The sequence below is a fragment of the Alteromonas sp. MTD1 genome (assembly GCF_042848195.1).
Taxonomy (GTDB): domain Bacteria; phylum Pseudomonadota; class Gammaproteobacteria; order Enterobacterales; family Alteromonadaceae; genus Alteromonas.
Genome location: NZ_BTGG01000005.1, coordinates 100,120 through 115,412 on the forward strand (window position 1 = coordinate 100,120; position 15,293 = coordinate 115,412).

Sequence of the window (15,293 nt, forward strand, 5' to 3'; positions counted from 1 at the left end):
GCACTTAGTGCTTTATTTTGAATAAATTTTTAGTTTTTCGAAGTGAGATAGTTGCATGAATCCCAGACGAAAGCAGCGATTAGCCGTAGTGGGCATAGTCGGTTTGTTAGTTATAAGTGCAATTGGATTAATGCTTTATGCATTAAACGACAGTATTGATCTTTTTTACACACCTAGCGAAATCGTTGAAGGTAAGAATGGGCAGAAGCCACAAGTTGGTCAGCGCCTTCGTATCGGTGGCATGGTAGTGCCAGGAAGTGTAAAACGCGACAGCGAAAGCTTGGCGGTATCGTTCGATTTGATGGACACCGGCCCCATTGTTACTGTGACTTACAGCGGTATTCTTCCTGACCTTTTCCGAGAAGGGCAGGGCATTGTAGCAACAGGAGTGTTAACGGGTTCCACAAGTATTAAAGCGCAAGAAGTATTAGCCAAGCACGATGAAGAGTACATGCCGCCTGAGCTTGCTGAGAAGATGAAAGGCATTAAGCACGTAAAACCTGAGAATATGCCTTCATATAACTCACCAAGCGAGCCTGCTACTATCGACAATTCTGGAGGGATGTAAATTATGGTCCCGGAGATTGGTAATATTGCGCTTACCTTAGCGTTAGTGTTGTCTATTTTGCTCGCTGTTTATCCGTTGTGGGGTGCGCATCGTCAGCATGAAGCACTTATGGCGACGGCTAAGCCTTTAGCTATTGGCTTGTTTCTTTTTACGCTGATTGCCTACGTATGTTTAACCTACGCTTTTGTCACAGACGATTTTAGCGTTGCCTACGTTGCTCAACACTCTAATAGCCGCCTGCCTATATATTACAAGATTACTGCTGTGTGGGGTGGGCATGAAGGCTCATTTCTATTGTGGGTGCTAATGCTTTCTGTATGGACAGTAGCGGTTGCCATATTCAGCAAGGGCATTCCACTTGCTATGGTGGCAAGAGTGCTATCGGTACTAGGCATGGTCGGTATCGGCTTTTATCTATTTATGCTTCTTACTTCAAATCCATTCAACAGCATGCTGCCATTTTTCCCTGTGGATGGACGAGACCTAAATCCGCTATTGCAAGATTTTGGTATGATCATCCACCCGCCTATGCTCTACATGGGGTACGTCGGGTTTTCAGTTGCCTTTGCTTTTGCTATTTCGGCATTGATCTCAGGCCAATTGGACTCAACGTGGGCACGTTGGTCTCGCCCTTGGGTGATTGCCGCATGGGCTTTTCTAACCGTTGGTATCGCACTGGGTAGCTGGTGGGCTTATTACGAACTAGGCTGGGGTGGCTGGTGGTTTTGGGACCCTGTAGAAAATGCGTCATTTATGCCTTGGTTAGTGGGCACCGCATTAATGCATTCCCTGGCGGTTACCGAAAAGCGCAAGGCGTTTAAGTCGTGGACAGTGTTACTTGCCATTGCTGCGTTCAGTTTAAGCTTGCTTGGCACCTTCCTAGTGCGCTCAGGGGTGATTGTGTCAGTGCACTCATTTGCCAGCGACCCAACACGAGGGCTGTTTATTCTTGGCATTTTGATAGTACTTAGCGGTTTCGGGTTGCTGTTATATGCACTGCGAGCCTCATCTCTAAAAAGTCCAGGGCGTTATCAAGCGTTCTCACGTGAAGTTTTATTGATGGGTAATAACGTATTTTTATGTGCTGCCACGTTGGTAGTGCTACTTGGTACGCTTTTACCGCTAGTTCATAAGGAACTAGGCTTGGGCAGTATTTCTGTGGGCGCACCGTTTTTCAACCAGATGTTTACGCTGTTAATTGTGCCGTTTGTGTTGATGTTGGGCCTTGGGCCGTTAACTCGATGGAAGCAGCAAAAAGCGAGCGAGTTACAAAAGCAGCTATTGATTGCTGGTGGTATAGCGCTAAGTGCAGGCGTGCTGGTTAATTTTACTTACGACACGCCAACCTTTATGGGCGTACTTGGCATGGTGTTAGTGTTTTGGATTTTAGTCACTACCACACAAGAAGTGATGCAGCGTATTTCAGCCATGCCCGATAACAACGACAATAACACGCTTATTACAAAGCTTGGCAAGCTAACGCCTAGCCATTGGGGAATGGTGTTAGGTCACGTTGGATTCGCTATTTTAATCATTGGCGTTACCTTAGTGTCTAATTACGAGCTTGAGCGCGATGTAAGAATGGACGTAGGCGACACCGTTACACTGTCTGGGTATGACTTTACGTTTAAAGCAGTAAAAGAAATTGAAGGGCCAAACTATAATGCCGACGCTGGTGTGTTTGACGTTTCTCGAAACGGTGAATTTATTGCGCAGTTGGTGCCAGAAAAGCGTCTTTACATAGTACAACGTATGCCTATGACTGAAGCGGCTATTCATTCAACCATTGCACGAGACTTATTTATTGCCATGGGAGAACCATTAGACAACGGTGCTTGGGCAATAAGAATCTACATTAAGCCTTTTGTCATATGGCTTTGGGCTGGCGCTGTAGTTATGGCTATAGGTGGTATTTTCTCGATTAGCGATAAACGCTATCGAATGGCAAAAGTGAAAAAGGTAAAAAATGCCTTCGCTGCCATGAAGGGAAGCAATGTTGTTAGCAATTCTAGTGTTGCTGCAAAAGGAGACGCGTAATGAAAAAAGCCCCCCTAGTTGCCATTCCGCTAGTACTGTTTTTATTGTTAGTAGTCTTTCTATTTAAAGGGTTGTTTTCAGATCCACGAGAATTAGACTCTCAGGTAAAAGATAAAACGCTTCCTCCGTTTTCTCTACCAGACTTAATGAACCCGGACACTACGTATACGCCTGAAGATTTAAAAGGTCAGGTGACTATTTTAAACGTGTGGGGCGTGTGGTGTGTAACGTGTGCGGTAGAAATGCCCTATCTCACTCAGCTCAAAAACGAACAAGGTGTTCACATTGTTGGGTTATATTTCGACCAAGATTTAGACCCAGACTTTGGGACAAAAACACTCACTCGAGTACAACAAGAAGTAGTGGAGATGTTAAGTCGTTATGGTAACCCTTACGCGTTTAATATTTTCGATGTATATCGAGACACCTCGTTAGACTTGGGCGTGACTGGCGCTCCAGAGCATTTTGTCATCGACGCCTCAGGCATCATTCGAATGCACCATATAGGCGACATTAATGAGCGAGTATGGCGCAACAAAATAGGGCCGTTGTACGAGAAGCTTCGCAATGAATCGCTAAATGATTTAGCCAATGAAGTAAGCGAGGCAGCCGAATGATTGATTTAAGCCTCTCAACCCATCGCGCTAAGTTAGTAACGCGTGTTTTCGCTATATTAATTCTTCTTGCTTTGCATGTTGGCGGCGTGAGTGCAGCCGAAGATAAGTTTACATTCGACTCAGATGCCCAGCGAGCCAGCTTTTTGCGCTTAACTGCGGAGTTGCGCTGTCCTATGTGTCAAAACCAAAACATAGCAGATAGCGACGCTATGATTGCCCATGATATGCGTAGGAAGGTTTATAGCTTGCTTAAACAGGGGAAATCGGAACAGGAAGTTATTGATTACATGAAAGCGCGCTATGGCGACTTTGTGCACTATCAGCCACCGGTGACCGCGGCAACATTGTGGTTATGGGCAGGCCCTGTTTTATTCATTTTTATTGCTCTGCTTTTTGTCATTCGAAGACGAAGCGTAACCCCACCTGAAGATATGGCTGCAAAGCTGGCTAAAGCGGATGCAATGTTGGAGCAAGAGAAAGAATGAGTTGGTCTGAATTTTATTTGATTGTATCTGGGCTAATTACGTTTGTTTTGCTCATAGTTGCTTTTCCCTGGCTACGACAAAAAAATCATGCGAAGCAAGATAGTCTTAGTAACACGCAAATTGTTAAGCAGCGTTTGGCTGAACTTGAAAGGGAAGTAAGCGAAGGGTTAATTACAGAGCACGACAAACGCCAAGCCGTAGATGAACTTAAACTTGCGCTTGTAGATGAAAGTGCATTCGAAACTAGACAAAAAGGTGGCGCAAAGCTGCCTATAGCCCTAGGGGGTGTTATAGCCATTGCTGCAGGCACTCTTGTTTATTCACAAGTGAATCAAATGCAGCGTGTAACGCAGGCAAGTGAGGCCATTGATGCACTTCCTAAATTAAGTCAACAACTTGCAAATGGAAATGCCAACAACCTTTCACAAAAAGATATTGCAAACTTGGCGCTAGCCATTCGTCAACGACTTCGTGAAGAGCCTGATGATGATACCGGGTGGATGTACTTTGGCCGATTAATGTTGAGTATCGGTCAAGAGGTGCAAGCAATTGAAGCTATTGATAAGGCCGTGAGTCTGTCACCCAACAATACGAATAACCGCATTACGCTAGCACAAGCGCTGATGACGACAGGTGAGGTAAACAACTTAGAGCGCGCGCAGCGTGTATTGTTAAGCTTGTTAGGCAATAACCCAGAGAATGATAATTTAGCGCTCATGACGGCTGTGGTTTCTGCGCAGCTTGGCGACCTTGAAAATACAAAGCGCTACTTTGCGCAGGTTGAATCGAAACTTTCGTCAGACAGTGATATGACAATGCGTTTGCGTTCGCGCATTAGCGAATTAGAATCACAGTCGCTTAATGTACCTGACGCTACTGAAAACAGTCCTTCCGAAAAGGACGATACGTCTGTTGCAAGTGCGTCTGCAACCGGCTTTTCTATAACGGTAAGTATGTCAGACGACGCGAAAGAGAGCGCACCTAAACGCGGCTTCTTAATTGTTTTTGCACAAGATGCAACGTCAGAAAATAAAATGCCGGCGGCGGTATTGAAAATGCCTATCCAAGGTTTCCCTTTAACGGTACAGTTAACCACAGACAACGCGATGATGCCGCAATATACATTGGCATCGCTGTCATCTGCGAAAATAACCGCACGCTTGTCATTAGATGGAGATGTGTCTGTTTCTGAAGGTGAGTGGGAAGGCACAACGTTAAGCCCCGTTGTTAGTGGGCAAATTTCTTCATTAAATGTGACTGTAGATAAGGAACTGTAGTTATGGATTTTTCAAAGTCACTCACTGCTGGGTTACTGATTGTAATAAGCTTGTTGGGTGGATGTGCGAGTAATAATGCACAAAAGCAAGCGTCACAAAATGTTGCTTCCCAAAACAGTCCATCACAAGCACTAACGGCAAATGAACAAGCAGCTGTTGATACGTCTGACCCAAGAGATCCGCTTGAATCGGTAAACCGCGTGGTGTGGGACTTTAACTGGGAAGTACTAGACGCCTATATCCTTCGCCCAGTAACCGTTGCATACGTGTCTGTTATGCCACAATTTGCTCGTACAGGCTTGTTAAATGCCGCACAAAACTTAGAAGAACCTGCCAACCTTACTAACAACTTATTGCAAGGTAAGGTGGATGATGGTCTCGATAGCCTTGCACGCTTTTTAATTAATTCCACGGTTGGCTTGCTTGGCACAATTGATGTGGCATCTAAAATTGGTTTGGACAGAAAAGAAGAGCAGTTTGGTGAAACCTTAGGTGTGTGGGGCGTAGAAACTGGTCCGTTTTTGATGCTACCTTTCCTAGGTCCAAGCGATCCGCGAAGTTTTACCGGAGATTATGTTGATGGTTTCGCTTTCCCGATGACACTGATAGATGGTGGTTTAAACTTCGCACGATTGGGTATTTCACTTCTTGAAACAAGAGCACAGCTGTTAGATCAAGAAGCGCAAATTGAGCAAGCTGTTGATGATTATGCTTTCCTAAAAAATGCATACTTTGAACGTCTAGAGTTCCGTGTTACCGACGGAAGAAGCGGCGATAAAGTTATTGAAGAAGAACAGTTGGATGACTTTGCCGACTTCGAAGCAATGCTTGAAGGTACTGACTTTGAAGAATACGAAGAACAGGAAGAGCAAGAAGACGAGAAAGACAACAACGGTAACTAATTCGAACGTTTAGGTTTGGTTACTCTCTGCGGCAGTTATTGTTGGTTTACCTGAAGCGTATAGTCAACGGTGTAGGGCTGCCGCAAGTTTAAATTGCTTTGCACCGTTATATTTCCAAACACATTGATTGTAAAGTCAGCGCCATTTCCTTTAGCCCTTACATAAACGGGTTGATTATCATAAAGAAAGGTTGTTCCCGATTTTGCCCCTATTAACTCTGCCACCGGCTCGTAGCTTAGCGATGTATTGCTGCTACCAGTCAAAATCACTTCAATTAGTCCGTTTCTAGGTAAGTTAGTAACAACTATCTGCCCAATAGATATTTCGGTGTCGGTGGCGTCACAGTCACCTGAAATAACTCCAAACTGAGACATGCTGCAGCTAAGGCCAAGCTGGCCAGATACTGAACCAAAGTGTACTGGGCTTACTTCGACAAGAGAAATAGCAAATGTACTAAAAGACATTACCGCAAAAATTGAGGTTAGTAGGGTTTTCAACATGGAAAGGCGCACGGTTTAATTTTTGTTTTTCTAGATGATATCCGAGATGTGTGTGTTTGTTAAATTAGTCGAAAGTAGGGCGCATAAGCATGCGCCCATCCAATATAAGCACAGAGAAGCCTGAGTTTAGGCTTTTGGGTAGCCTGTAGGGTTTTGTGATTGCCAATTCCAGGTATCAGCACACATTTCTTCTAGCCCCTTTGCAGCATGCCAGTTTAGCTCTGTTGCGGCTTTAGTTGGGTCGGCATAACACGCTGCCACATCACCGCTACGGCGAGGGGCAATTTTATAAGGAACTTTTTTGCCTGAGCCTTTTTCGAAAGCGGTTACCATCTCTAAAACAGAGTAGCCCTGGCCCGTTCCCAAGTTGTATTTATCTAGCCCCATGTTAAGTGCAAGGCGATCTAATGCTTTTAGGTGACCGTTAGCTAGGTCAACAACGTGTATGTAGTCGCGTACGCCTGTTCCATCAACGGTGTCGTAGTCGTCGCCAAATACACTAAGCTGCTGTAGCTTACCTGTTGCTACCTGAGAAATGTATGGCATTAGATTATTAGGAATGCCGTTAGGGTCTTCACCTATCTGGCCCGAGTGGTGTGCACCAACAGGGTTGAAGTAACGTAGCAGTACAATGTTCCATTCGTTATCTGAAACATACAGGTCGCTTAGCATGTGCTCAACCATAAGTTTCGACATGCCATAAGGGTTTGTTGGATGTCCTGTTGCCATATCTTCGCGAAGTGGAAGCGAAGCCGGATCGCCGTATACGGTTGCAGATGAGCTAAACACAATATTCTTTACATTGTGCTTTTGCATTGCTTTGCATAAGTTTAGTGTGCCATATACGTTGTTCTCATAATACGAAAGTGGCTTTTCTACCGACTCACCAACGGCTTTTAAGCCCGCAAAGTGAATAACCGCAAAAATGCTGTGCTCACTAAAGATATCATCTAGTACTGCGGTATCGCGAATATCGCCTTGCACAAAAGATACATTCTTACCTGTCAGTGCTTCAACACGTCTTAGTGATTCTGCGCTTGCGTTAGATAAGTTATCTAATACAACTACACCAAAGTCTTGCTCAAGCAGCTGTAAAACGGTGTGGCTTCCAATATAGCCTGCACCACCAGTAACTAGGATGGTTTTCATGCATTTTCCTTGCTTGTTTGCTGCGCTATATATTTTGCGCATATAGAATATTGAACAGGTTTAATCACTAACGGGTAAAACAAAAATACCACAAAAGCCCACAGTAACGAGGTCCAATTTGACGCGGTTTGAAGGATAAGAGCAAAGACCGGCACAATAACAAGTAGCTTTAGTACGTTAAGCAGTGTTTTCTCGGGAACAGACAATCGCTTTGCCGCTTTATCAAGCTGCTTTACGCGCTCAGTTAAAGGTAAACCTTTAAGTGCTGGGATGTCACGAGTAGAAAAATAAAACTTCATAAAGTGCTCTTGGTAAAAAATACGCTTAATAAAAAACCGCCGAAACGTGAGTAACGGCGGTTATTGTAGGGTAATTGGTGAGTGGTTAAAACACCAACACAGCTTTCTTAAGCTTTTTCTTCAATACCTGCTTTTTCCCAGAAACGAGATTTAAAGCTCATCAAGCCAATGACGATTGCAATGGCAATGCTAAATAAAGCTATTTGAAGATAAAGGTCTGGCATTTGCTCTACTTTTTCAGGGTCGAAGTTACCAGATAGAAGACCTGCAATAATATTACCGATTGAGTAGGTTAGAACGAATACGCCCATCATCTGACCCGCAAAGCGCTTAGGAGATAGCTTACTTACCGCACTTAAAGCTACCGGACTAAGACAAAGCTCACCAACCGTATGAAGGAAGTATGTAGTTACTAACCACATTGGTGCTACTTTCAAACCTTGAGCAGCGTACTGAGAAGCCATAAACATCACCAAGAAACCCGACGCCATGATAACAATACCTATTGCACACTTGATAGTGTAAGACGGGTCTATCATACGCTTCGCTAGGTTAATCCAAAGTGCAGCGAAAAATGGCGATAAAATGATGATGAACAGTGAATTAGAAAGCTGGAACCAAACGGTAGGAATAGCATCCATACCGAACCACGATGTTAAAAGTGAACTGCTTTCTACTACACGGTCTGTGTAGTTCTGTGCAAATAGGTTTAATGAAGAACCTGCTTGCTCGAAACCAGACCAGAAGCATGCTGAAGCAACGCAAACCAAGAATAACGCCCACATACGCTTTTTCTCGTTGTCACTTAGCTTCCCATTGAAATAAATAAAGCCAAAATAAAGGAAGAAGATAGCGGTGAACACCACAGCCACTTGTTGTGCAAGTGCAACGGGTTCAATAACAATTGTGCCCATATGTGCAAGAATGATAACCACGACGGCGGCTGCTACTACACCAAAAACGCCCATCCATGCACGCTGTTTTGCTGCTCCCTCGTAAGGGTTTGCTGGTGATACTGATTCATCAGAAAGCGAACCGTTGCTAAAGTAATATTGGATTAAGCCAATCGCCATACCTACGGCTGCTGCGCCAAACGCATAATGCCAGCCCCAGTCTTCTTGAAGGTAGCCTGTTACTAGGTACGCTATTAACGAGCCAATATTGATACCCATGTAGTAAAGCGCGTAGCCACTGTCACGTCGGCCATCATCGTCGCCATACTGCTGGCCAACCATTGCTGAGATATTTGGCTTAAGCAGGCCGGTACCTGTTGCAACAAGGATAAGACCAACAAAGAAAAGGTTTTGAAGGTCGATTGCCAGCACAACGTGACCAGCAAAAATAATAAGACCGCCGTACCACACGGCTTTTTTGCCGCCAATAAGACGGTCGGCTAACCAGCCACCTGGCAGGCCTAAAAAGTACACAGCGCCGGTATACAAGCCATAGATAGCGCCAGCGGTAGCCACTGTGAAGCCTAGGCCTTGTGTTTGTAAGCTAGCTGTCATGAATAGAACAAGAAGGGCACGCATGCCGTAGTAACTCATACGTTCCCACATTTCTGTGAAGAACAGCGTTCTCAAGCCCCCTGGATGGCCGAAAAAGCTAGTATCGTTAGATGATTTCATAATTTTATTTTAATTCCACATTGCTTATGGTTGTTATTGTAGAGCACTTATCTAGGCAGGCTCTTTGATTCTCTGATTGAATTTTTGAACTATGTCCGTACGCGGATAGCCATTTATACTGTAGCTTGCTTGCAGACACAAGATGTGGGCGATAAACAACCACGATTGTGGTGTCAATCGCCCAACTTATGTCCATTGTAATTAAGAAGTAACTTTAATGAATTAGGTTTTTTGTTACTGCACTGAGTAAGCATTGTTTATGGGGTGACTGGTATTTTGAAAAACGTAATCCGTTAGATTTGAATAGTTATACAATTTCAGAATACTTTTTTTGTTTATTCACTGCAGTGTCTGCTTGAGGGTACGCAATAAACGGATTACCATACTAGCCTCAGTTTCACCAATTTAGTGCAATTGCTGTACTAGCCCTATCCCTAGCGCTAGCTTTTGATGGGCGGAGTATACGCTGTGGTGGAGATGCTCTATTAATTGTACTAGAGATTTAGAGCTGGAATGCACATTGCATCATTAAAATAATAACAGAGCATTATTTCGTTTTTTCTTCGTCAGGAAATGTAGAAACGAAGCTGATCAAAAAAGGATATTAAACATGAGTCAGGTAAAAAAAGCAGTTATTCCTGTAGCAGGCCTTGGGACAAGAATGCTTCCAGCTACCAAAGCCATTCCAAAAGAAATGTTGCCAGTGGTTGATAAGCCGCTTATCCAATACGTGGTAAGTGAATGTGTGGCTGCTGGTATCAAGGAAATTATTTTGGTGACTCATGCTAGTAAAAACAGTATTGAAAACCACTTTGATACGTCATTTGAACTTGAAGCAACCCTAGAAAAGCGTGTTAAGCGTCAGTTGCTTGAAGATGTTCAATCTATTTGTCCTAAAGATGTAACTATTATGCATATTCGTCAGGGTGTTGCTAATGGCTTAGGTCACGCAGTACTGTGTGCTCGCCCAATTATTGGTGACGCGCCTTTCGCTGTTGTTCTACCAGACGTCATTATTGATGATGCGGCAAGCAATCCTAAGAAAGACAATCTGGCAGATATGGTAGCTAAATTTAACACAAGCCGTGTAAGCCAAGTAATGGTTGAGCAGGTGCCAGACGAAGACGTGTCTAAATTTGGTATTGCAGATTTGGACGGTGCATCAATAGAGCCAGGACAATCTGCGAAAATTCACAAGATGGTAGAAAAACCACCACTTGATGAAGCACCTTCTAACTTAGCGGTAGTCGGCCGTTATGTGTTGTCTGAAAAAATTTGGGACTTACTAGAATTTACACCGCCTGGCGCAGGTGGTGAAATTCAGCTCACCGATGCTATCGATGCACTTATGAATTTAGAACAAGTTGACGCCTATTATATGAAGGGCAAAAGCCATGATTGCGGTAGCAAGCTAGGTTATATGAAAGCTAATGTTGAATACGCGCTTCGTCACCCTGCGCTAGGCGAAGAGTTCAAAGAGTATCTGGCAACGGTGCTTAAATAAGCAGTTTTGAATATAAGTAATAAAAAATGCGCCTTTTGGGCGCATTTTTTATAGGTTTTATTGCGAATAAACAATACACCTTGCTAGCTTTAGGCGTTCGAAAAAGCTTTAAAGCGTTTCTAGCGATTAAGGAACTATATTACTTACGATCGCTAAAGCTTCTTTTTTGCGAACGGTTCTATTAATTCGCCACCATCACAAAGTGTTCAATTTTACTTAGCATTTTAGGGCCAATTCCCTTAACTTCGGTAAGTTGCTCAACCTCTAGGAACTCTCCCACATCCTTGCGATAGTTAACGATTGCTTGCGCTTTCGATTTACCAATGCCTGGCAACGCCGTTAGTTCGTCTACTGATGCGGTATTAAGGTTAATCTTTTGGCTTACCTCGGCATGTTGAGCGGGTACAGAAACGTTCTCTTGGGCATGTGCAGTATGCGCTTGAAATGCCATCCCAGTAATAATTGCTAAGCCTGTTAGTGTTTTTTTCATGATCTTTCCTTATCTTTATTGCTGTTAATCCCTTACAGCTAAATGTGTGAGGGCATGGTTGTACAAAAAGAGTACAAGGTAGAATGATACGAAGAAGTTGAAATTACACCAGTCCAGTTTTAGTACAGTTTTTCGTGATTGAGTGAGGCGAATTAGTTGTTAAAAGAGGCAAGGTTAGAACAGATAAAAAAATAGCGGGCTGATGCCCGCTATTCTCTTGTCTGTATAAAACCACTTTCTATGGAAGTGGATTTTTACATAAGCTTTTGACTAGAAGTTTTATAGACGCTCAAGAAGCGCTTCTGTGAACTCAGTAGTGCCTGCTTCACCGCCAAGGTCGCGTGTAGTGCGGTCGCCAGACTCAATGACGTCTTTTAGTGCAGTGCGGATCTTCTCAGCTTTGTCGCCCATGTTAAGGTATTCAAGCATTTGTGCAGCTGCAAGAACAACAGATGTTGGGTTTGCAAGGTTTTTACCTGCGATATCAGGTGCTGAACCGTGCACCGCTTCAAAGATAGCGCAATCTTCACCAATGTTCGCACCAGGTGCCATACCTAGGCCGCCTACAAGGCCAGCACAAAGGTCAGACAGGATATCGCCGAATAGGTTAGTAGTAACAATTACGTCGAATTGATGTGGGTTCATAACAAGCTGCATGCAGCAGTTATCAACGATCATTTCTGCTGATTCGATATCTGGATAACGCTCACCAACTTCACGAGCTACTTTTAAGAATAGGCCAGATGTAGATTTAAGAATGTTAGCTTTGTGCACAGCTGTTACTTTCTTGCGACCTTCACGACGCGCTAGCTCGTATGCGAATGTAACAATTTTTTCTGCGCCGTCACGAGTGATCTTACTCATCGCCTCTGCTTCGTTGCCGTCTTCTGAAACAACTTGGCCCAAACCAGAATACATACCTTGAGTGTTTTCACGTACTGTAATGATGTCGATGTCTTCGTAACGCGCTTTTGTGCCTTTAAAAGACATTACAGGGCGTAGGTTAGCATAAAGCTTAAATTGCTTGCGTAGGCTAACATTGATTGAAGTAAAACCTTCACCTACCGGCGTAGTAAGAGGGCCTTTCAAGGCAACTTTGTTTTTCGCGATTAGATCAAGTGTTGCTTGAGGAAGCAATTCACCGTGCTCTTCTAGGGCTACCAATCCAGCGTCGGCATAATCATAGGCAAAGTCACAGCCAACCTTATCTAGAATTTTTGTGGTCGCATCGATGATATCCGGGCCAATGCCGTCACCGCGAATGACTGTAATACGTTGCTGAGTCATGTTGAGGGATCCTCTGGTAATTCTGTTGTCAAAATCGTTAGGTTTACTAAATTGCTATTTGGCGAGCGATACGCACCAAAGTTTGTCTGCTTGCTTATTATAATGGATTTTGTAGGGATTTTGCCGTAAGCAGCGCAAAAGTTGCGGTATTTTATACGATAGGGGGCGTAAGTTATAGCCATTCGTAAAGATTAATTACGTTATAACGTGTTTTTGCCTCATTCATTTCTGTGCGACTTTAGTGTGAGTGTAAGAGTTTTGCTTATACAAGTTCAAAGAGTAAAACTCTGCACATATTTTGCGGCACGGAATTGTCTTGGCTAGCGGGCTTAAATAGGGTGCGAACTTAATTAGATGACAACTTAATGAGGTAGCGGGCAAAAAAGCAGAGCCCCCTGATCATGTACAATGCTAGTAAGCGCGCTGAAATCAACGTTTATCCGAATAAGCAGGCTCTTAAACTCCAAATTTTGTTGTAAATAAAATATATCGCCCTTGAACAAACACGCTTTAGCCATTGCGAAGCTTATCAACATAATAGCGTGTTCTTGCTTAAGTGAGCTTGGTACACTGTCGTTAGACTTTGCACAATGGTGAAGCACCGCTCGCCACGTAGCGCTCTGATGCCAATTTCCTGCCAGTTCGCTTGATATAGACAGCCAAGGTGTTTGTGACTTTACTCTGAACCCTTGGTTTATCATTAAATCATCAGCGTCATTGTTTGGAAGTGTTGATGCAACCTTTAGCCCCGGTAACGTGAATAATGGAGCGCAAACAAACGTCATGGTAAGTGCTGCTGACTGAGGCGAGAATTTATTGTTACATAAACTAGCCACATGACTTGCGATAGAACAAGAAAGTAACGTGAACTGCTTGCACATACCAAGTAGTGGAAAATCGTTTTGTGTAAGGCGCTCTAGTAATGCAAACTGCATCAGCATATCGCCCACGCGCTCAATACCGTAGGTCATAACCGCTTGTTTTATATTTTTGACGGGTATCTGCAGCCTGTTATCTTGCCCTGCGGTATGCATTAAGAACCGGTTGAAGGTTTCTACTTTTTCTATTTTTGTACAAAGTGCAGGAATTTCTACGTCTCGCTTTTGTAATTCGTCAATTATGCCAAGTAGGGCCTGAGGTGGACGCTGTATATCAAATGATACTGGTAAGAATTGACTTCCGCCGGTTGAAGCACGCTGTTTAGCAGTATCGGTATATAACGCTATAAAGTGAGTGAAAGGTATAAAAAGCGGTTTGGGGAATACAATAGTTGAAAGCGGAACCCATTCACCTTCAGTATCTTTGTTTGCTAGGCTAAAAATAAAGCCGTGTTTTTGCTGAATATCGATGAGTACGCCTGGGGTGTTTTTGGCATACACCTTGGCGCCTGGCATAGGTTTTACAAATAAATCAATAATCGCCGCTACGTATTCCCTGTGATGCGTTGGTGTTTTCTTGGCTATAGCTGAAAACAGCGCAGCAGGAGATATGTTCTCTGAGCTATTCAGCAAAGTTGCGCTAATAAGGCAAATTCGTTGCGCTGCGCATAGTCTTACATCGGCAAGCGCGGGGCCGCATTTGTCAGAAAACATCACCTTTTGAATACGAAGAATATCTAGCCACACCATTAGCTTCTTTGCCTTCAAGAAACGTAACAACGCAGTAATATTTTGCTTTTTATTTGCTTCGGAGTGACACCAGTGGGCTGCGATGACCGCAGCGAGAATGTGTTGGGTGTAATGGTCATTAAACTGGTTTAGTTTGCAAAACAGAGCAGTTAGTAAAGCCTGCTTTGTACAAAAAGGCAGTTCGCTTTGTAGCTGAACAAGGGAGGCCGGAATAGCTGGGTTCGCATGTACCAGCGTTATCACTCGCTTTGCCGTTTTGAGCCAGTGATTTATGCACTGTTCGGTGGTTAGCGTGTTTTCTGGTTGTTGAACAAGGCGGCTAAGTGTGGAAACGATATCCGTCACTCCCGTTTACCTCAGCTTTTCTGATAGCTTGAGTAGGCTCCCTCTCCCCACGCTATCAGCTTATCATTTTCAAATAAAAGCGGAGTACATTCATCCTGAGTTGTTAGGCCATCAGCTCGAACGTGTTGCGTTCTAAAAAACATAACTTGTATTGCCATTGCGCCTTGGCGTTTCGCTTCTGTGATATCTGGAGACCCTAAAAGTGCTAACACCTCTTCACGAGTGCTGCCCAGTTTTAGTTTAGTAATTTGAACTCGGTTATATTCTTCACGGTCTTTCCAATCCATGTTTTCAGGCTTATCGGGATAAAAGGCGATAACCATAAAAACAAACACCGCGTAGAGCGCGACACCAGCTAATATTAGACGAATGACTTTGGTGTTCATGACCGTAACTTCTCGTTTCCATTTCGAGTCTAATGCAGGTGTCACCATGATCGCTTAGGCTTTGACGCTACGCAGTTGCGCAATGCATTAGTACTTTGTATCTAGTAAGAATATATTGTTAGTCTACTAGTGTATCTCAAAAAGTGCCTTAAACATAAGTAGTAAACGTAAGCAAATGCATCAAATAATCT

At 43.7% G+C, this 15,293-nt stretch carries 15 protein-coding genes; 7 read left to right on the forward strand and 8 right to left on the reverse strand.

What is annotated here, in order from left to right:
- The first annotated feature begins 55 nt into the window (after nt 1-55).
- From ccmE to ACGHAV_RS08125, 6 genes are read left to right on the forward strand one after another with little or no spacing between them, the layout of a single operon-like run.
- Entirely contained in the window at nt 56-568 is a 513-nt protein-coding gene (ccmE, locus tag ACGHAV_RS08100; RefSeq protein ID WP_390378902.1) for a cytochrome c maturation protein CcmE, read from the forward strand.
- Between the two features lie 3 nt (nt 569-571).
- The gene (locus ACGHAV_RS08105; protein WP_390378905.1) at nt 572-2,605 is read left to right on the forward strand and encodes a heme lyase CcmF/NrfE family subunit; all 2,034 of its coding nucleotides are present in this window, start codon (nt 572-574) and stop codon (nt 2,603-2,605) included.
- Complete coding sequence (locus tag ACGHAV_RS08110) at nt 2,605-3,222, forward strand: redoxin family protein (RefSeq protein WP_390378908.1); 618 nt, start codon at nt 2,605-2,607, stop codon at nt 3,220-3,222. Before ACGHAV_RS08105 ends, ACGHAV_RS08110 begins: the two co-directional genes overlap by 1 nt.
- Nucleotides 3,219-3,707: a cytochrome c-type biogenesis protein CcmH gene (locus ACGHAV_RS08115; protein ID WP_390378911.1), complete on the forward strand. Its 489-nt coding sequence runs from the start codon at nt 3,219-3,221 to the stop codon at nt 3,705-3,707. The genes ACGHAV_RS08110 and ACGHAV_RS08115 overlap by 4 nt, the downstream gene beginning before the upstream one ends.
- Entirely contained in the window at nt 3,704-4,984 is a 1,281-nt protein-coding gene (ccmI, locus tag ACGHAV_RS08120; RefSeq protein WP_390378914.1) for a c-type cytochrome biogenesis protein CcmI, read from the forward strand. Before ACGHAV_RS08115 ends, ccmI begins: the two co-directional genes overlap by 4 nt.
- Nucleotides 4,985-4,986: 2 nt before the next feature.
- Entirely contained in the window at nt 4,987-5,886 is a 900-nt protein-coding gene (locus ACGHAV_RS08125) for a VacJ family lipoprotein (protein WP_390378917.1), read from the forward strand.
- Between the two features lie 35 nt (nt 5,887-5,921).
- Here the strand turns inward: ACGHAV_RS08125 and ACGHAV_RS08130 are convergent, their stop codons facing one another.
- From ACGHAV_RS08130 to ACGHAV_RS08145, 4 genes are all read right to left on the reverse strand, one after another.
- On the reverse strand, nt 5,922-6,386 hold the full coding sequence (locus ACGHAV_RS08130; RefSeq protein WP_390378920.1) for a hypothetical protein: 465 nt from the start codon (nt 6,384-6,386) through the stop codon (nt 5,922-5,924).
- Nucleotides 6,387-6,512: 126 nt separating this feature from the next.
- Nucleotides 6,513-7,535 (reverse strand): UDP-glucose 4-epimerase GalE, encoded by a 1,023-nt coding sequence (gene galE, locus ACGHAV_RS08135; RefSeq protein WP_390378923.1) that lies wholly within the window; start codon nt 7,533-7,535, stop codon nt 6,513-6,515.
- The gene (locus tag ACGHAV_RS08140; protein ID WP_334012647.1) at nt 7,532-7,834 is read right to left on the reverse strand and encodes a DUF6170 family protein; all 303 of its coding nucleotides are present in this window, start codon (nt 7,832-7,834) and stop codon (nt 7,532-7,534) included. The genes galE and ACGHAV_RS08140 overlap by 4 nt, the downstream gene beginning before the upstream one ends.
- 107 nt (nt 7,835-7,941) lie before the next feature.
- Nucleotides 7,942-9,462, reverse strand: coding sequence for a peptide MFS transporter (locus tag ACGHAV_RS08145; protein ID WP_390378926.1), 1,521 nt, complete (start codon nt 9,460-9,462; stop codon nt 7,942-7,944).
- A 610-nt stretch (nt 9,463-10,072) separates the two neighbouring features.
- On the opposite strand from ACGHAV_RS08145, the gene galU reads away from it, so the two are divergent.
- A complete protein-coding gene (gene galU / locus ACGHAV_RS08150) occupies nt 10,073-10,966 on the forward strand; it encodes a UTP--glucose-1-phosphate uridylyltransferase GalU (RefSeq protein ID WP_334012650.1) in 894 nt (297 codons plus the stop codon).
- Between the two features lie 181 nt (nt 10,967-11,147).
- On the opposite strand, the gene ACGHAV_RS08155 is transcribed toward galU, so the two are convergent.
- From ACGHAV_RS08155 to ACGHAV_RS08170, 4 genes are all read right to left on the reverse strand, one after another.
- Nucleotides 11,148-11,456: a ComEA family DNA-binding protein gene (locus ACGHAV_RS08155; RefSeq protein ID WP_390378930.1), complete on the reverse strand. Its 309-nt coding sequence runs from the start codon at nt 11,454-11,456 to the stop codon at nt 11,148-11,150.
- Between the two features lie 279 nt (nt 11,457-11,735).
- Nucleotides 11,736-12,743, reverse strand: a complete 1,008-nt coding sequence (locus ACGHAV_RS08160; RefSeq protein ID WP_334012655.1) for an isocitrate dehydrogenase — start codon at nt 12,741-12,743, stop codon at nt 11,736-11,738.
- 362 nt (nt 12,744-13,105) lie between these two features.
- Entirely contained in the window at nt 13,106-14,716 is a 1,611-nt protein-coding gene (locus ACGHAV_RS08165) for a histidine kinase (RefSeq protein WP_390378933.1), read from the reverse strand.
- A gap of 11 nt (nt 14,717-14,727) precedes the next feature.
- Nucleotides 14,728-15,102, reverse strand: coding sequence for a DUF3192 domain-containing protein (locus tag ACGHAV_RS08170; protein ID WP_334012657.1), 375 nt, complete (start codon nt 15,100-15,102; stop codon nt 14,728-14,730).
- Nucleotides 15,103-15,293 lie beyond the last annotated feature (191 nt).